Source organism: Wukongibacter baidiensis (genome assembly GCF_050888315.1).
Classification (GTDB): domain Bacteria; phylum Bacillota; class Clostridia; order Peptostreptococcales; family Caminicellaceae; genus Wukongibacter; species Wukongibacter baidiensis.
The window spans coordinates 2953471-2971812 of sequence record NZ_CP138202.1 but is presented as its reverse complement, the minus strand read 5'-3'; the positions used below and the strand labels follow the sequence as shown (position 1 = coordinate 2971812).

15 protein-coding genes are annotated in these 18342 nt (G+C 33.7%); 14 read left to right on the top strand and 1 reads right to left on the bottom strand.

The window, feature by feature from the left end:
• The first annotated feature begins 127 nt into the window (after positions 1-127).
• The 13 genes from R9X47_RS13555 to R9X47_RS13495 all read left to right on the top strand — a co-directional run bounded on the left by R9X47_RS13555 (position 128) and on the right by R9X47_RS13495 (position 16200).
• Positions 128-1246: an efflux RND transporter periplasmic adaptor subunit gene (locus tag R9X47_RS13555; RefSeq protein WP_432667399.1), complete on the top strand. Its 1119-nt coding sequence runs from the start codon at positions 128-130 to the stop codon at positions 1244-1246.
• A gap of 116 nt (positions 1247-1362) precedes the next feature.
• Positions 1363-2829, top strand: coding sequence for a sensor histidine kinase (locus tag R9X47_RS13550; RefSeq protein ID WP_432667398.1), 1467 nt, complete (start codon positions 1363-1365; stop codon positions 2827-2829).
• Positions 2826-3515 carry a response regulator transcription factor gene (locus R9X47_RS13545; protein ID WP_432667397.1) on the top strand — a complete coding sequence of 230 codons (690 nt, stop codon included), beginning with the start codon at positions 2826-2828 and terminating at the stop codon, positions 3513-3515. Before R9X47_RS13550 ends, R9X47_RS13545 begins: the two co-directional genes overlap by 4 nt.
• 598 nt (positions 3516-4113) lie before the next feature.
• Positions 4114-5184: a ribosome small subunit-dependent GTPase A gene (gene rsgA / locus R9X47_RS13540; RefSeq protein ID WP_432667396.1), complete on the top strand. Its 1071-nt coding sequence runs from the start codon at positions 4114-4116 to the stop codon at positions 5182-5184.
• 192 nt (positions 5185-5376) lie between these two features.
• Complete coding sequence (locus R9X47_RS13535) at positions 5377-6165, top strand: ABC transporter ATP-binding protein (protein ID WP_432667395.1); 789 nt, start codon at positions 5377-5379, stop codon at positions 6163-6165.
• 3 nt (positions 6166-6168) lie between these two features.
• Entirely contained in the window at positions 6169-7830 is a 1662-nt protein-coding gene (locus R9X47_RS13530) for an ABC transporter permease (protein ID WP_432667394.1), read from the top strand.
• 24 nt (positions 7831-7854) lie between these two features.
• Entirely contained in the window at positions 7855-9663 is a 1809-nt protein-coding gene (locus tag R9X47_RS13525) for a MutS-related protein (RefSeq protein ID WP_432667393.1), read from the top strand.
• A gap of 229 nt (positions 9664-9892) precedes the next feature.
• Complete coding sequence (locus R9X47_RS13520; RefSeq protein ID WP_432667392.1) at positions 9893-10849, top strand: CPBP family intramembrane glutamic endopeptidase; 957 nt, start codon at positions 9893-9895, stop codon at positions 10847-10849.
• 150 nt (positions 10850-10999) lie between these two features.
• The gene (locus R9X47_RS13515; RefSeq protein ID WP_432667391.1) at positions 11000-11428 is read left to right on the top strand and encodes a MazG-like family protein; all 429 of its coding nucleotides are present in this window, start codon (positions 11000-11002) and stop codon (positions 11426-11428) included.
• A 195-nt stretch (positions 11429-11623) separates the two neighbouring features.
• On the top strand, positions 11624-11908 hold the full coding sequence (gatC, locus tag R9X47_RS13510; protein WP_432667390.1) for an Asp-tRNA(Asn)/Glu-tRNA(Gln) amidotransferase subunit GatC: 285 nt from the start codon (positions 11624-11626) through the stop codon (positions 11906-11908).
• 14 nt (positions 11909-11922) lie between these two features.
• Positions 11923-13392, top strand: coding sequence for an Asp-tRNA(Asn)/Glu-tRNA(Gln) amidotransferase subunit GatA (gatA, locus tag R9X47_RS13505; RefSeq protein WP_432667389.1), 1470 nt, complete (start codon positions 11923-11925; stop codon positions 13390-13392).
• Positions 13392-14819, top strand: a complete 1428-nt coding sequence (gene gatB, locus R9X47_RS13500; RefSeq protein WP_432667388.1) for an Asp-tRNA(Asn)/Glu-tRNA(Gln) amidotransferase subunit GatB — start codon at positions 13392-13394, stop codon at positions 14817-14819. The genes gatA and gatB overlap by 1 nt, the downstream gene beginning before the upstream one ends.
• Before the next feature lie 301 nt (positions 14820-15120).
• Positions 15121-16200: an NAD(P)H-dependent flavin oxidoreductase gene (locus R9X47_RS13495; protein ID WP_432667387.1), complete on the top strand. Its 1080-nt coding sequence runs from the start codon at positions 15121-15123 to the stop codon at positions 16198-16200.
• A 99-nt stretch (positions 16201-16299) separates the two neighbouring features.
• On the opposite strand, the gene R9X47_RS13490 is transcribed toward R9X47_RS13495, so the two are convergent.
• Positions 16300-17100: a methyl-accepting chemotaxis protein gene (locus R9X47_RS13490; protein ID WP_432667386.1), complete on the bottom strand. Its 801-nt coding sequence runs from the start codon at positions 17098-17100 to the stop codon at positions 16300-16302.
• Positions 17101-17352: 252 nt separating this feature from the next.
• On the opposite strand from R9X47_RS13490, the gene R9X47_RS13485 reads away from it, so the two are divergent.
• On the top strand, positions 17353-18171 hold the full coding sequence (locus R9X47_RS13485; RefSeq protein ID WP_432667385.1) for a Nif3-like dinuclear metal center hexameric protein: 819 nt from the start codon (positions 17353-17355) through the stop codon (positions 18169-18171).
• The last annotated feature ends 171 nt before the right edge of the window (positions 18172-18342 follow it).

Here is an 18342-nt window from a genome sequence, read left to right as displayed (position 1 = left end):
TTATCTACAGAGATTCAAGTAAGACAATTAATTTATACACATCCAGAACTCCAAAATACTTAGAGTATCTGGATATGTATAAATTAAGTTTTACTATAGGAACTCTATATGAAAGGGAGAGATAAAATTGAAAATAAAAAAATTACTTATTGCATCTTTGATGATTATTCCTCTTATTGTAACGGGATGTGCAAGACCAAGTGCAGAAGTGCAAGAACCACAAAACCAGTCGATGGAGAATAGTATAGCCATTGAGGTTGCGGAAATAGAGAAAAATGCATTAACAAATGACTATAGCACTACAGGAAAACTATATGCAAGTGAAGAAGTAAGTGTGTCAAGTAAAGCTCAGGGTAAGATCGCAAGTATCAACTTTAAGCTGGGAGATAAAGTGAATAAGGGTGATATTTTATACACCTTAGATAATAGTGATCTAAAAACAAATGTGAACCTACAAAAAAGCCAGCTAAAAACATCTTTAAATAATGCTAAAATAAGATATGATGATGAATTGGAAAATTACAATAAAATGAAGTCGCTATATGAAACTGGTGTTATAACGAAAAAGGACTTAGACAATGCAGAAATATCATATGAGCAGGCAAAATTAAGTTATCAGCAGGCGCAAAAAGATTATGAATCAAATTCTGCTACCCTAAATTCCTCTGTAAATGATACAATAGTAAAGAGCCCTACAAGTGGTATAGTGGCAAGTAGAAATATTGAAATTGGAGAGATGACTGGTGCTAGCGATTTTGTTATCGTGAAACTTGATCCGATTATTGCAAAAGCAAATGTTTCAGAGGACTTTGTAAACAAAATTGCTGTGGACGATAATGTAAGAACTAGGGTTCAAGAAAAGGATTATGTAGGTAAGATCACATCCATTAGCCCGGTAGGATCAAACAATGGTAATATATATCCTGTTGAAATTGAGATAGAAAACAAGGATTCATCCTTAAAACCCGGCATGTTTGCAGATATAGCCTTTGAAATAGAGAAGCTAGAAGAGCAGATAGTAGTACCGAAAAAATCTATAATATCAAAGGGCAATGAACACTATGTTTACATAGTAGAAGAAAACAGCCCTAAGAAGGTTATTGTTGACAAGGGAATAACAAAGGATGGATACGTTCAAATATCTGGAGAATTAAATGTAGGAGATAAGTTAGTTGTAAAGGGACAGGAATATATAGAAGAAGGAAGTTCTATTAACATAGTAAATGAAGTTAGTTCGGAAGAGTAAGATGATTAAGCTTATAAGAGTAGACTCTGAGAGCTTTGAAAGAAAGCCTTAGAGTCTGACGGATAAGCTTAATTGTCACATTTGTGTATTAAGTCTTAAGAATTGTGGGGGTATTTATGTCTATTAAATATCGATTAATACTTTCATATATTGGAATGATAGTTATTCCAATAATATTTATAATGATAATAAACTTTACCTTTGGCTTTTTTCTATTTGAAGAGAAAGAGAGTCTCTTTGATAAGTTTAATCCAGGGAAGAAAATATCAATATATTTGCACAAAAGTAATGAACTTAGCCGTAGAATGAATATTGCAGCATTAGAGGATAACGAAGACATCATTGGAGAAGCCTATATCAGAACCATAGAAGATGAGATTAAAGAATTTCATGGTGGAGTCATCACTAGAAAAGATAACGAAATCGTATATGTTTCACAGGGTCTACAGGGCCTAGTGAACGTAGATGCTTTACCTATGTTTAGGGAAGAATATAGTAGAGAAAAATATATAAAGTTTAATGAGGGTTATGCAATAGGTAATCAACTTGATTATTATCTTAATGGATCGGAGTATTCCCTTTTTATAATAGCAAATATTGAAGCAATGAAAGCGGAGTTTGAAAGGGCAGAAACTATATTAAATATAAGCATTATATGTATATTGATCATAACCACTCTAATATTAACCTATTCTGTATATAAGGATATTATAAAGTCTATAGTTAAATTAAGGCGTGCGGCTAATGAGATGAAAAATGGAAATCTAGATTATGAGATTAAAAAACACTTAAACGATGAAATCGGTGAATTGAGCTCAGCCTTTGAAGAAATGCGCTTGAGACTAAAGCATTCCATTGAAATACAAAGAAAGTATGATGAAAATAGAAAAAACCTAATCTCTAACATTTCTCATGACCTAAAGACTCCAATAATGTCAATAAAGGGACATATAGAGGGTATAAAGGATGGAATTGCCGATTCTCCTGAGAAGATGAACAAGTACATTGATACTATTTATCAGAAATCGAATGATATGGAATTGCTTATTAATGAACTTTTCCTGTTTTCAAGATTAGATTTGGAAAAGGAAGAATTCAATTTTCAAACTATTGATATCATAGAATTCCTTGAATTCAGTGTTGAAGATCTAAGCTTTGATTTAGAAAAGGTTTCTGGGAAAATAGATTTAAGTTATGATTGTGAACCGGTTTTTGTTAAGGCAGATTTGCAGAAACTAAAACGTGTGGTTGTAAATATTGTTAGCAATGCAATAAAGTACAAAAGAGAAGTCCCACTTATGATAGATATCTATGTAAAGAAATTGGATAATGAGATAGTTGTTGAAATTAAAGATAATGGGAAAGGAATTTCTAAGGAAAATCTACCATTTATATTTGATAGATTTTATCGCGCAGACAAATCCAGAAACACTTCTGTAGTTGGAAGTGGTCTTGGTCTTGCGATATCAAAGCAAATTATTGAAAAGCATGGTGGAAAGATTTGGGCTGAAAGTGAGGAGAATATAGGAACTAGTATATTCTTTTCCTTAAAAGGAAAAGAAGGGAGGTGGAGCAAACCATGAAGAAGATATTGATTATTGAAGATGATATAAGTATTGCAGAACTAGAAAGAGATTATCTCGAGATAAACGGTTTTGAGGTTAAAATTGAAAATTCAGGACAGAAAGGCATGGATAGAGCAAGCAAGGAAAAGTTTGATTTAATCATATTGGATTTGATGCTTCCTGAAGTTGATGGGTTTCAAATATGTAAGGAACTAAGGGGAAGGCTAGATATTCCAATTCTCATGGTTTCTGCTAAGGGAGAAGGAATTGATAAAATTAGAGGGCTCGGACTAGGAGCTGATGATTATATAACCAAACCCTTTAGCCCTAACGAACTAGTAGCTAGAGTTAAGGCACACTTAGGTAGATATGATAGGCTCACAACTAAAAATAAAGAAACTACTGAGATAATAGAAATCAATGGGCTCTCACTGGATACCTATTCTAGAAGAGTACATGTAAATGGTGAGGAGATTAATCTGACTTCAAAGGAATTTGATATTCTACTATTGCTTGCCAAAAGTCCTAACCGTGTTTTTAGTAAAAATGAGATATTTGAGAGAATATGGGGATTTGATTCCTTGGGGGATATATCTACGGTAACAGTCCATATTAGAAAGATACGTGAAAAAATAGAGCCAGACCCACCTAATCCTAAATATATCGAGACATTATGGGGTGTTGGATATAGATTTCAGATATAGATATACTGGGTGTATCACAATGGCGAATTTCAAAACCGTGAACTTCATTCATTGTGAGACACCCAGGGGGTCAAGCTCAAGAGCTATTTTTATGATATAATACTACATTTATCTATAAGAGATTGAGAAGGTTCGCCTTATTTTTCCACTTGGGAGGGAGTCAATTGAATAATGGAGCCATGGCAATTATGATAGAGCTAATGATAACGCTATCGGACATTGAAGAAGGGCTTAAAGGTTTTGGTAGTGAGGTTGATTGTGAAAATAATAACAATGGATAAAAATATTGTTTCTGTAGTATAATAAGTTTAAACTATTGAAATTTAGATATATATAGTTTATAATGTCTATGTAGTAACTATATAATTATTTGGAAGGAGTGGTGTCTTATGTTAAAAATGAGCATAGTATTTGAGATGAATAATTTAACTACACACTACTCTGGGAATGGTTTATAGAAGGTATATATAGTTTGGATATTTCCATTTTAAATTAAAGGATAGATCTATATTTTTGCTAATAAACCTTGGAGTGGTGAATGATTTTCATTATTTCAGGGTATTTTTATGCCCAAAATTCAAATTTGGAGGTAGACAGAGTGAAAAATATAGATCTTAATGCATGGGGATTATCTGAAGCAATTAGTAATGAATGTGAAGAAAAATATAATGGACAATATTTAGGTAGAGTTATAGAAGAACATCGAAATTTATATAAGATTATAACGAAGAATGGAAGAATTATAGGTAAAATTTCCGGTAGGATGGCTTATGATGCAAACGATAGAGTAGATTATCCAGCAGTAGGAGATTGGGTAGTGCTTGATAGAATTGAGGCTGAAAAGGGTGTAGCCATTATCAGTGGAGTTCTAACCCGTAAAAGTAAGTTTTCAAGGAAGATTGCAGGGAGAAAAAATGAAGAACAGATTATAGCATCAAATATAGATACCATTTTTATATGTATGTCATTAAATCATGACTTTAATCTACAGAGACTTGAAAGATATATAAGCCTTGCATGGAACAGCGGAGCTATTCCTGTTGTACTCCTGACAAAATCTGATTTATGCAGCGATGTAGATGAAAAAATACAGGAGGTAATGGAAGCATCACCAGGTGTAGATATCTATGCGGTGAGTTCTATTAATGAAATGGGTCTTCAGGAAGTAGAAAAGTATATAAGCTTTGGGAAGACCGTTGGTTTTGTCGGGTCATCGGGTGTTGGTAAGTCAACCTTAATAAATCACTTGCTAGGCTTTGAGAAGCAGGATACCGGAGAAATAAGAAGTGATGATAAGGGAAAACACACAACGACCTATAGGGAGCTAATGATTGCTCCTAGCGGGGGGATATTAATAGATACACCGGGAATGAGAGAAATACATCTTTTAGATGATACCGACGGTGTAGAGACTTCCTTTTCAGATATCGAAGAGCTAGCGAACCAATGTAGATTTGCCGATTGTAATCACACAAATGAGCCCGGTTGTGCTGTGAGATCAGCCATAGAAGAAGGGGAGCTTTCAGAGCGAAGATTTAATAACTATTTGAAGCTAAAGAGGGAAGCGGCCTTTATGGAAAGAAAACTCAATAGCAATGCACATCTGAGCTATAAAAAGAAAATAGCTAGACAGAGTAGGATTAGAAAGAATATGTTTTATAGGAAGTAAAGATTAATATAAGAGGGTTTTTCAGAAATAAGTCATTCTGAAAGGCCTTTTTTTATATATTTAAGCAGATAAAAATATATTTTCAGGGCAATAATCTATATGGTATAATTTAACATAGAATGATTTTTCCAATTTATGTATATGTATAAATTTAGCAAGCTTATAAGCGCATTCTATATAGGAGGGTGTTCCATGGACAAAAATCCAGTTATTGAAATAAATGATTTAAGAATGAGTTATGGAAAAGATGAGGAAGATATATTAAAAGGGATAAATTTAGAGGTATATCCAGGCCAAATTATTGGATATATTGGACCAAATGGAGCGGGAAAAAGTACCACTGTAAAAATTCTTTTAGGCATATTGAATGACTTCAGAGGCGAAGTGAAGATATTTGGGAGAAGTATATTAGAGGATAGTGTTCAGTATAAAAGCAGAATAGGTTATGTGCCAGAGACCGCTGAGATATATGACAATTTAACGGCCCATGAATATCTTACTTTCCTAGGAGAAGTTTATGGAATGAATATAGAAGATGTAAATGAAAGAGCTAAAAAGTTGATGTCCTTATTTGATATAGAGGATAGCTATAATTCCAGGATTTCTTCATATTCTAAGGGTATGAAACAGAAATTGCTAATCATAGCTAGTATGATACATAATCCAGATATCCTGTTTTTAGATGAGCCCTTGAGCGGCCTTGATGCCAATAGTGTGATGATTTTAAAGGAGATTCTTGCACAGCTTGCTGATCAGGGTAAGACTATCTTTTACTCCTCACATATCATGGAGGTTGTAGAGAAAATAAGCGATAGGATACTACTATTAAACGACGGACAGGTCGTTGCCGATGGAACCTTTGAAGATCTTAAGGAGATGAGCAAGGAGGGCTCTCTTGAAGGAATATTTAATCAACTTACTGGATTTAATCAGCATAAAGATATAGCCAATCAATTTATACGTATATTGAAGGCGGTGTAATCTATGAAGGATTTTAAATCTTTAAAGCTTCTAGACAAATTTAGGTCTCTCTTTGAGAAGTTTGGTGTAGATTACAATATAATGAGAAGGATTGTACAATTAAAGCTGGTTATGGATCAAAGAAGGGTTCCAACGGTGATGACTAATGAAAAAAACGACGATGAAGAGAAGAATTATTTCATGAAATCCTTGATTTCCTACGGTCTAGTAGGTATATTTGCCATGTTTGTTATAATATCAAAGCTATCAATATTTGCTAAAATGAGTTTTAATTTTGGAATGATTATGTTTATGATTATGACTACCATGATATCCGATTTTTCATCGGTTTTGCTAGATATAAAGGATAAGAATATATTGATGAGTAAGCCAATTGACTCTAGAACAATCAATATGGCAAAGATAATTCATATATTTATTTACATATTTATTATTACAATGGTCATTGCTGGACCTTCTTTGATAGCTGGGACAATAAAGTATGGGATAAAGTTTCTTCTAATATTTTCTTTTGATTTATTGCTATCTTCAACATTGATTATATTCCTTACTTCAATGTTATACTATTTAATCTTAAAGTTTTTTGATGGAGAAAAGCTTAAGGATATAATAAATTACGTTCAAATAACTTTATCTGTTGTACTTATTGTAGGGTATCAATTCATAGGACGGATGTTTGACGTTTTTGAATATGACATGGTATTCAGTCCAAGATGGTGGAGTTATCTTATTCCGCCAGCATGGTTTGCAGCACCATTTCAGATTTTTATAGAAGGCGATATGGGAAGCCATTATATTTTCTTGGGGATACTAAGCATTTTAGTACCAATAGTGGCCTTGATAGTGTATGTTAAGGTTATTATACCTTACTTTGAAAAGAATCTTTCTAAATTAAACAATAATAGTGCTAAAATAAGTAGATTTATTGATATAAGGGATAGTATCGGGAGGATTATTTCAAAGATTTTTTGTTTTAAAAGGATGGAGAGTCTCTTTTTTAGGTTTACCCAAAGGATGATATCAAATGAGAGAAAGCTCAAGCTTCGAATCTATCCTAATATGGTCTTTGCAGCAGTAATGCCTTTAATAATAATTTTTAGAACCATTGGTAATGACAGAAGCTTTTATGAGGTTATTGCAGAGATTGGAGAGGGTAAATCCTATTTTTCAATTTATCTTACTCTATTACTGTTGTCTAACCTTATGATAATGCTAAAAACAAGCGAAAAATATAAAGGAGCTTGGATTTATAGGGTACTACCTATTGAAGATCCTTCGTTAGTATATAGGGGTGCATTTAAGGGCTTTTTGCTGAAGTACATAATTCCTGCATACCTCATACCTAGTATGATATTTTTAATGATTTGTGGGTCTAGGATATTTATAGATGTAATATTGATGCTGCTAAGCCTGATTTTGCTTTGCCTTATAATATTTAAAATATCTTCAAAGGAATTTCCTTTTTCTATGGATTTCAGCCATATTAAAGATGGCAATATTGTGTCTCTATTTTTATCCATGGGTTATTGTGGAGCTTCACTGGGACTGCATATGTTTTTAAAATCTACCAAATATGGCCTATTAGTCTATTGCGGAGTATTAATACTAACTATTCTAATCCTATGGAAACAGAGTATGAAGATTAAATGGGAAGATGTAATCTAACTGAGGCTAACCACAAAAGGAAGGATGGCAAATAATTTGCAAACTCCAAAGAAAAGATACGAAAGAAGAAAAAAATATTATAGTAAAATGCTTGAAAAGCAAGACAAGGTACTTAAGATAATCACCAATTTGAGACTAACAGTTGCCTTAGCAGGAATAGGAAATATGGTATTCCTATATATAACTAATAGCTACTCATTGATGTTACCTATACTTGCAGCATATATGGCCATTTTTATCTACTTAGTAATAAAGCATAATGAAGTGAGATCTAGAAGAAATTATTCATCATCATTATATAAAATTAATGATGAGTCAATAAAGCGTGTAGATGGAGAGTGGAAAGCCTTTGGTGATATCGGAGCTGAGTTTCTAGATGAAAGTCACAGCTACTCCGAGGACCTTGACGTCTTTGGAAAGGGTTCCTTGTTTCAATGGATTAATATAACTACAACCTATATAGGAAGACAAAAACTAAAAAAATACCTTTTAGCGCCATGTAAAAGTAGCGAGGAAATTCATGAAAGACAGGAAGTGCTTTCCGAGCTATCGGGGAAACTATGGTGGCGTCAGAGGTTTATGGCAGAGGGTATGGTAATATCCGATGATGTTCATGATTCTGAGCCATTATATAGCTTTGTAAAGGAAAAAAAGAACTTTTATTTAAAGAACTGGGTAATGATAGGAGCACGAGTGCTTCCAATAATAAGTATTATACTTTGTACTCTATATTTAATGGGGAAAGTATCCTACTATCCACCCGTCGTGTTATTAGGAATTCAAACTTTAATATTGAAATTTAAGAATAAAGAAAGAACAAAGACTTTAAATATGGTGTATAACCATAAGGAGAATATAAAAAGTTATAGGAAGATGCTTGAGCAATTTGAAAAGAAACATTTTAGGTCGAGTTATATTAATAGGCTAAAGGCAAGCCTTGTTAGTAAAGAAGGGTACACAGCATATCAGCAAATAGATAGACTAGAAAGGATAACTCAAAGTATTTCAAACCGAAACAATGCTGTTTTTATCATAATAAACATACTTCTTCTTTGGGACTATCAATGTATGATTTCCTTGGAAATATGGAAGAGAAGATCCGGTATATTGATAGAGACTTGGTTAGATGTTATTGGAGAGCTGGAAGCCCTATCAAGCTTAGCCCTTATAAAGCATGATAATCCAGAATGGGCGATGCCAAAGATAATAGATACATCTTCTAATTTAAAGGCCGAGAACATGGGTCATCCTTTACTCACCAATAAACGGATATGCAATGATTTAAAAATAGAATCGCCAACTAAAATACTATTGATAACAGGATCGAATATGTCGGGAAAGAGTACTTTGTTAAGAACTGTAGGATTAAACCTGTTATTGGCCTATATAGGTGCACCGGTTTGTGCGAGATCCTTTCAATGTCCAATGATGGAGATTCATACATGTATGAGGGTAAGTGACAATCTTGAAAAGAGTATTTCTTCATTTTATGCAGAGTTATTAAGAATTAAGGAAATAGTAAGGGCTTCGAAGGATAGACCAGTCTTTTTTCTGTTAGATGAAATTTTCAAGGGAACTAACTCTGAGGATCGTCATGAAGGTGCTAAACAATTGATAAACAAGTTACTTAGGGATGGTGCTATAGGGTTAGTATCGACCCATGACTTGGAGCTGGGAGTTCTAGAAAATGAAAGCAACAAAAGAATAAGAAACTATCATTTTCAAGAATATTATAGGGATAATGAAATATATTTTGACTACAGATTAAAATCAGGGATTTCTACAACGCGTAATGCTTTGTATCTAATTAAAATGGTGGGAATAGATGATTAAATTTCTGATTAATGTTTTATATAGATGTGTGAATGAGAAGTATAACTTACTTAGGTAGCCACTGAGAATCCTTTTGGCTCATGCTATGAACCTGTTTTAGATTGAAAGATAAAGGTTAAAACAGATTCATAAAAATCGCAAAAACGAAACCTCAGAGTCTACCTTCGTTTATCAAGTTTCTGAGGCACACATCTATAGTTAATAATTATTCTAGGAGGTTGAGGGAAGTATGGGGGTACTTTCAATAGTTTTTATTATTGTAATGTTTATCTTAGTAATAGCATTTTTAATTGAGTTCTTCTCAAAGAAGCAAAGGCTTAAGGATAACATCAAGTATGGAATATTTTTTGCTATTGTTATCTTTCTCTTAGATGGATTTATAACTCTCATAAGGATGGGAGAGTTTTTAGGCTTTGCCTTTTTTATGGTTATAGTAGTAGTGTTTTTAAGAACGATAATGTTTGTGAGTGTGGGTAATTATCATTGTATGAAGATGAATATCAAGGATGTTCCCTTAATAAGAAGACTTTTTAATTATTGGGAAAGGCGTAATGGGAATGAATCAGACAGTGAAATTTTAGAAGAATATTCTAAGGAATGTGATGATGAGGAAAGGGTATGTATAGAACCCTATGATTCCGAGGTATCAAGTGAGACCGATACGGAAGAGAAAGAAATACTAAATGAGTCATGTATAGATGTTGAGTGGAAGAAATTTTTTCTATGGACAGCTATTGTACTGATTGCCTCCATAGCATACTCAGTTATTCTTTTTAAGCTTACTTCTCCTGAGCCATCGCAAGCATTAAAGGATATGATTGGCGGAGATGTTGATTTGAAAAGTGTTGGATTTAGTGATATGTTCCACGTTGGCATAATGGTATTTGTAATAGCCCTTAATGAGGAGATTATGTTTCGACTAGGAATTCAAAACTTCCTTGCAGTAAAATTCAAACTACAAGATAATAAGTATTGGATTGCTATAGTATTGACTTCTATATTATGGTCAATAGGCCATGCTAATACCCTTAGTCCAGAATGGGTAAAGTTTGCACAAGTATTTCCTATAGGTATAGCCCTTGGATTTTTATTTAGAAGATTCGGGCTAGAAAGTACTATGATTGTCCATGGAGTACTTAACGTTGTAATGATGATGCTGCAGATTTCAGAGTTTATAAAGGTATAGATGAATGTATGTAAGACTTTACAATATTAGGCCCACATTACTAATAGCTTCTTTTAACTTGTCTAAGAAAAAATAAAATGTATAATGTTAGTATGTACTCGAATTAAAAATACGATATCTCAAATTCAATACATTTTAAGGAGGACAAGGATGAAGTCACAGGTGTTAGAGTTGGCAAAAGAGCTTGAAAATTTGGATATATCAATAGATGAAATAAAGGAATATATAAAAGAGAAGGAAGAAAAAAAGTTTTCAAATATTAGACTTAAGACCATATCGTTACCATATCTTAATTCTATATCACCTACAATTGAAAGTACGGCTTTAAAATTATCAGAGGAACAAGGTGAACTATGTAGAGCCATAGGAAAGTTTAGAGGGATGAATGGCGAAAGGGACGGAATAAAACTATCCGATGGAGAGGCTTATAATGAAATAACTAAAGAGCTTTTAGATGTAGCTCAAACAGCTATTACAATGATATTGGTCCTAGAAAAACAGCACGGAATAAATGTAGAAAAATATATAAGTGAGCATATAGAAAAACTAATCAGTAAGGGATATGTAGAGTCTTTGTAAAAATTCAAACTAATAAGAAAGGTACAGTTCAATTCTAAGAAACTGTACCTTTAAATTTTTTATAAAAGACTTTGCTCTAAACAATATTAATAGAGATAGGAAATTGCATATATGAAATGTATAATACAAGTATGTAAGCTAGGTATAGAGAGTTTTACTGAAATCTCCATATAGGGAAGATAAGGAGGTAATTTGATGAGAATAAATAAGGATGAAGTTAGATATATAGCTAAACTTTCTAAATTAAGCTTTTCGGAGGAAGAGACAGAAGAATTTATAGGAGAGTTTAATAATATTCTAAACCATTTCGAAAATATAGAAAGAGAAGAGTACTATGAAATAGAGGTAAATAATTTTGATAATACAGAATCGATATTAAGAGAAGATGAGGTAAAGGTATTTGAGAATAAAAATGACCTCTTTAGAAATGTTAAGAGCATGAGGGATACAAATATTGAAATACCTAAGGTTATGGAGTGATTGGAGGTCTAGGAATGGAATTGATGACTCTAGAAGATATCAAAAATGGACTTATAGAAACTAAGTTTTCAGCTAAGGAAGTAGTTAGTTCATATATAGATAGGATTAAAAAGCTTGATACAAAGGTACAAGCCTTTTTGAAAGTACAGGAAGAAGAGGCATTAAAGGAAGCTGAATTAGTAGACAAAAAGATTGCAAAGGGAATGGAGATAGGCCCTCTTGGTGGTGTACCCGTGGCCATAAAGGACAATATATGTACTAGGGGAATAAATACCACGTGTGGATCAAAAATGCTTGAGGACTTCATACCTCCATATAATGCTACAGTTGTTGAAAAATTAAAACAATCAGGGGCAATTATAATTGGAAAGACTAATCTTGACGAATTTTCTATGGGATCATCTACGGAGAATTCATATTTTCAAAAGACTAAAAATCCTTGGGAGTTGAGCAGGGTGCCAGGCGGCTCTTCCGGTGGTTCAGCAGCTGCCACAGCTGCAGGTTTTGTACCACTATCCTATGGATCGGATACGGGAGGGTCTATAAGACAACCGGCAGCTTTTTGTGGAGCAGTTGGTATGAAGCCAACGTATGGATTAGTGTCGAGATATGGCCTTATAGCCTTCGCATCGTCTTTAGATCAGATAGGTCCAATAACTAGAACTGTGAGAGATAGTGCTATTGGACTTAGTGTAATACAAGGTGGAGATGGGAAGGATGGCACTAGTACTAGACATATCATAGAAGAAGACTATTTAACAGGGATAGAAGGTGGAGTGAAGGGCTTCAAAATAGGAATTCCTAAGGAATTCTTTACGGCTGATCTTAATAAGGAAATTCATAAGTCCATAAAGAAAGCCATACAAAGCTTAGAAAGACTTGGGGCAGATATAGAAGAGTTTTCATTACCTATTAGTGATGCAGGATTATCGGCATATTATATTATTTCATCGGCTGAGGCCAGTTCAAATTTGGCGAGATATGATGGAATAAGATATGGATATAGAACTAAGGAATTCAGCACAATAGAAGAATTAATTGTAAAGAGTAGAAGCGAAGGATTTGGGGATGAGGTAAAAAGAAGAATAATGCTTGGAACCTACGTACTTTCATCGGGATATTATGATGCTTATTATAAAAAAGCAATGCAGTATAGAAGTAAAGTCAAAGAAAACTTTAAAAAAGCATTTGAAAAATATGACTTTATTTTAGGACCTACATCACCGGTGCTACCTTTTAAAATCGGTGAGAAGATAGACAAACCACTAGATATGTATTTATCAGATACATATACGGTAAATATCAATTTGTCAGGTCTGCCTGCCATATCTATACCCTGCGGATTCAGTGAGGCAGGTATGCCAATTGGACTCCAGCTTATTGGTAGGGATTTCAGTGAGAAGAAGCTCTTTAGAGCATCATTTGCCCTTGAACAAGACTTAAATCTATTCAGCAGGATACCGGAGTTTAGGGAGGGGATATAATGTCATATGAAACTATAATAGGGCTAGAGATACATGCTGAGCTAGAGACAAAATCAAAAATATTTTGCTCATGCTCGACAAAATTTGGAGCAAAGCCAAATGAAAACACTTGTCCTATATGTACAGGGATACCGGGAACCCTTCCGATGCTAAATAAAGAAGTGGTAAACTTAGCTATAAAGGCCGGAGTTGCTTTAAACTGTGAAATAAATGCACTAAGCAAGACCGATAGAAAAAACTATTTCTATCCCGATCTGCCAAAGGCATATCAGATATCTCAGTATGATATTCCTATATGTAAAGATGGGTTTGTAGAAATAGATATGGAGGATGGAACTAAAAAAATCAATATTACGCGTATTCATATTGAGGAAGACGCTGGAAAGCTTATCCATTTAGATGATGAATCCTTTACATTAGTAGATTATAACAGGGCAGGAGTGCCCCTTATAGAAATAGTTACAGAGCCGGATTTTAGATCCGCTGAGGAGGCCGTAATCTTCCTTAAAACACTAAAATCAATACTTAAGTACATAGAGGTTTCCGATTGTCGTATGGAGCAAGGATCCCTTAGGTGCGATGCAAATATATCCATTAGAGAAATTGGACAAAGAGGATATAATAAGAAGGTTGAAATAAAAAATCTTAACTCATTCAAAGAAGTTGGAAAGGCTTTAAAAGAAGAAGAGCGAAGACAAAAAGAATTATTTAGATGTGGAGACGGACATAAGATTAAACAGGAAACTAGAAAATGGAACGCCGGAAAGGGAACAACCTTAGTAATGAGATCTAAGGAAGATGCCCATGACTACAAGTTCTTTCCTGAACCAGATCTAATGCCTATACATATTGAAAAAGAGTTAGCAGAGGAAATGAGAAATACATTACCTGAATTTCCAAATGAAAAAGCAAGAAGATTTATAAAGGAATACGGCTTAAATAAAAAGGAAGTAGAGATATTAGTTTCTGACAAGGGTTTAGCAGATTATTTTGAAAGGGTTGTCTCTCTGGGTTGTAAACCAAAGGACGTATCAAACTGGATTATAGTAGAGGTATTGAGATCCATAAAGAAAGAAGAAGTAGGACAAATTAAGGCTGAATATCTTGGGAAATTAATTAAACTAGTAAATCAAGGAATAGTAAGCCGATTAGTTGCCAAGGTAGTCTTAAGAGATATAATAGAAACAGGTAAAGAACCCGAGGAGATTATTAAAGAAAAAGGGTTATCGCAAATAAGTGGAGAGGATGCGCTAAATGAAGTCATTAATCTAGTGCTGAGTAAGAATCCAAAGGCAGTGGAGGATTTGAAAAATGGCAAAAGCAAAGCCTTAGGGTTTTTAGTGGGTCAAATAATGAAAGAGACTAAGGGAAAAGCAAATCCTGCCTTGACCAAGAACATGCTTATAGAAAAACTGAAGGAGATCTAGCTTGTAAGTGTATAAAAATGGAAAAATATGAGAAGTTATAACATTTGGGCATATATGCTCAGCATGAATTTTCGATAATTTTCTACAAAAAGGATAGAAAAATATATAATGATGTATACTAAACATATAGACTTGAAACTTAGTGATTGGAAGTAATAAGTATAAGTGAAGTTTAAATTTACTTTTACATGAGACTCAATTAGAAATGTTTCTCAATAATTAACATAGTAACCTTATTGACATATGCACTAATATTTCATATACTTTGAATATTAATAAGTTTTCAAAGGAGAGAATTTTAATGAAGTTACCCCACTTAAAAATAGGTGATCTGGTTGCAAGAGTTCCAATCGTTCAAGGCGGTATGGGTATAGGAGTATCTCTTTCAGGCTTGGCTTCTGCGGTAGCTAATGAAGGAGGAATAGGAGTTATTTCAGGGGTTCAAATAGGCTATAGAGAAGAGGATTTTAAGACAGATAATGATGCTGCCAACGTTAGAGGTCTTATTAAAGAAATAAGAAGAGCAAGAAGCCTTAGTCCAAAGGGTATTCTAGGAGTAAATATGATGGCAGCGGTTAATAACTATAAGGAAATGGTAAAAGAAGCCGTTAAAGAAAAAATAGATATTATTATCTCGGGAGCAGGGCTTCCTAAGAATTTACCAGAGCTTGTTATGGGTTCCAACACAAAAATTGCTCCAATAGTTTCATCGGGGAAAGCGGCAACCATTATAACAAAAATGTGGGATAGAAAATATAAATATATTCCGGATGCTGTAATTGTAGAAGGTCCAAAGGCTGGAGGGCATTTAGGCTTTTCTCTAGATCAGTTAAATTCTGTAAAATTGCCTAGTCTTCAAGACTTAGTAAAGGAAGTAATTGAAGCATTAAAGCCATTCGAAGAAAAGTATAAAAAGAGTATACCTGTAATAGCTGCTGGAGGAATTTATTCAGGGAAGGATATTGCAGAATTCCTAAAAATAGGCGCTGGAGGAGTTCAGATGTCTACTAGGTTCGTTGGCACAGAAGAATGTGATGCCCATGTTAATTTTAAGAATGCATATATTTCTGCAAACGAGGAAGACATTCAAATCGTAAAAAGTCCAGTTGGAATGCCTGGAAGGGCTATCCGCAATGCCTTTGTAAAAGCTGTTGAAGAGCAAAAGCTTAAAATAAATAGATGCTACGATTGCCTAAAGCCATGTAATCCTGCTACAACTCCATACTGTATATCTGACGCTCTTATAAATTCTGTTAGAGGCGATGTTGAAAATGGATTGGTTTTTGTTGGTACTAATGGCTATAGAATGAAGGAAATCGTTACGGTAAAAGAGCTAATAAAGGAACTCGTGGATGAAGCAGTAGAATTTTTGAATATGTAAAAATATAATTCGTGAGGTATTAGAATTAAGAAAATAAATATGATAAAAAACTATCCCTTCTTTAGCGAGAAAGGATAGTTTTTTTAATCTACTACGTTTTTAAACTCTATCGGTGCAAGCTCCCATAAGGCTGTCTATTGCTGTACTAACCTCATCAGAAGCATCGACTTGTACCTGAGAAAGACCATCTAAAGCATGGACCTCCGTATCGATTTTCTTTACCTCATCAGACAATTTACTAAGTATAGTACTTATTTCTGATGCAAAATCTCCAGTATATTGTGAAAGCTTTTGAACCTCATTAGCTACGACTGCAAAGCCCTTACCATGTTCTCCTGCCCTTGAGGCTTCGATTGAAGCATTTAGACCAAGTATTTTAGTTTGTAGTGCTATGTTATTTACAGATTGTATGATTTTGTCGCTTTCCTTTATATATGTATTTGATATCTTGGTAGTCTCTAAAAGATTTTCAGTAATACGATTTATTTTTTCTATAGAACCTATGATTTCTTGTAATTGTCCATTAACTGTATAGGTAGTGTTATTTATGATAGAGATTTGACTGTCCATCTTTTCAAGAGTACTCAAATTTCTTTCAATTAATGTCATCATTAGTAAAGTGCCTTTGTAGTCGAGGATACTACAGGTAGAGCTAAATTTATCCTTAAGGAAATTACTAAATTTTTCATTTCCAGTAGCTTCAACTATCATATCTAAGCTTACACATTCGATATCATCTATTGATTGAGAACATGGAATACCTAGTTCCTTTGCCAAAGCTATTCCTGGTGCATCCACATCCTTATCTACTACTATGCGTATATTTATATCGTCAATATCGTTAAAGCAATTTATTGTTTTTACACCGCCATTTCCGGCACCTACTATTGCTATATTCAAAATTAATCCCTCCTAGAATTTACAAACTTCCAGTAATATACATTGATATTTTACATAAATTACTATAGAATTTCAATGATTGTTAATTGAGATTTTATAAATTGGCCCGAAATTTTCATGAATAATTCGGGTTATGTATAGATTTTTTTCTTTATTATTAAACTAAGAGTGACAAATAGTACTCATATATATTAAAATATATATGTAAAAAAAATTATACGGAAAAATATTTTCATATAGGAGGATTCAAATATGAACACTAAGGAGATAATGAATTTAGCACTGGAGTTGGCTGGGCTGGACGAAATACCTGCTGATTCAGGGATAATAGTTGAGGGTGAAGGTATAAAGAAGATACTATTTGGAGTTGATATGGAAACACCTGAGATGCTTCTTGCAAGAGAAGTAGGCGCTGACTGTGTAATAAGTCATCACCCTATGTCGGGAAGTCCTGTAGTTGATTTTCACAAAGTAATGGATATTCAGATAGATAAAATGATGGAGTTTGGTGTTCCAATAAATAAAGCTCAAAAGGTATTAAGAAAAAAAATTGGACAAGTAGAAAGAGGAATGCATGTAAAAAATTATGACAGAGCTGGATCAGCAGCCAAATTACTTAATATGCCATACTTAAATATACATGTACCAGCAGATATAATTACTGAGACTTATGTTCAAGAATTTTTAAATAATAAGTTTGAGGAAAAGCCAAAGACTACGTTAAAGGATATTGTTGAGGCTCTTAAAGAAATAGATGAATATGAAGATGCTATTGCAGGACCAGTTATAAGGGTAGGCTCAGAGAAGGACTATGCTGGAAAGATTGCTGTTCTCATGGCTGGAGGTACTAATGGTGGAGCTGATGTGTTTAAAGCATACTTTGAAGCTGGTGTAGGTACAATAATTTGTATGCATGTACCCGATGATGTTAGAGAAGCGGTGGAAAAGCAAAATATAGGTAATATAATTGTAGCAGGTCATATGGCAAGCGATTCAATCGGTCTTAACATTATAATTAAAGAAATAGAGAAAAGAGGAATAGAAGTTACAAAAATGTCTGGTATAATTTAGAGAAAATAGAACCCGGATTATCCATGAAAAGTTTGAAAAGGTGCAAGTAGTTTTGCATTCTAAGACTTTCATCAGGTTCGAAGGCATACCAAAACGGTACGTCGAGAACCTGATGGGGTCTTAGAATCAAAAGGACGCAGCAGATTTTGGAATTTTTTATGAATAATCCGG

Bases quoted from the DNA above. Each gene is read 5' to 3' on its own strand.
- R9X47_RS13530 (WP_432667394.1), top strand. From the start codon at position 6,169: ATGAAGGATTTTAAATCTTTAAAGCTTCTAGACAAATTTAGGTCTCTC.
- gatC (WP_432667390.1), top strand. From the start codon at position 11,624: ATGAGAATAAATAAGGATGAAGTTAGATATATAGCTAAACTTTCTAAA.
- gatB (WP_432667388.1), top strand. From the start codon at position 13,392: ATGTCATATGAAACTATAATAGGGCTAGAGATACATGCTGAGCTAGAG.
- R9X47_RS13485 (WP_432667385.1), top strand. From the start codon at position 17,353: ATGAACACTAAGGAGATAATGAATTTAGCACTGGAGTTGGCTGGGCTG.
- R9X47_RS13535 (WP_432667395.1), top strand. From the start codon at position 5,377: ATGGACAAAAATCCAGTTATTGAAATAAATGATTTAAGAATGAGTTAT.
- gatA (WP_432667389.1), top strand. From the start codon at position 11,923: ATGGAATTGATGACTCTAGAAGATATCAAAAATGGACTTATAGAAACT.
- R9X47_RS13525 (WP_432667393.1), top strand. From the start codon at position 7,855: ATGGCAAATAATTTGCAAACTCCAAAGAAAAGATACGAAAGAAGAAAA.
- R9X47_RS13495 (WP_432667387.1), top strand. From the start codon at position 15,121: ATGAAGTTACCCCACTTAAAAATAGGTGATCTGGTTGCAAGAGTTCCA.
- R9X47_RS13520 (WP_432667392.1), top strand. From the start codon at position 9,893: ATGGGGGTACTTTCAATAGTTTTTATTATTGTAATGTTTATCTTAGTA.
- R9X47_RS13550 (WP_432667398.1), top strand. From the start codon at position 1,363: ATGTCTATTAAATATCGATTAATACTTTCATATATTGGAATGATAGTT.
- R9X47_RS13545 (WP_432667397.1), top strand. From the start codon at position 2,826: ATGAAGAAGATATTGATTATTGAAGATGATATAAGTATTGCAGAACTA.
- R9X47_RS13515 (WP_432667391.1), top strand. From the start codon at position 11,000: ATGAAGTCACAGGTGTTAGAGTTGGCAAAAGAGCTTGAAAATTTGGAT.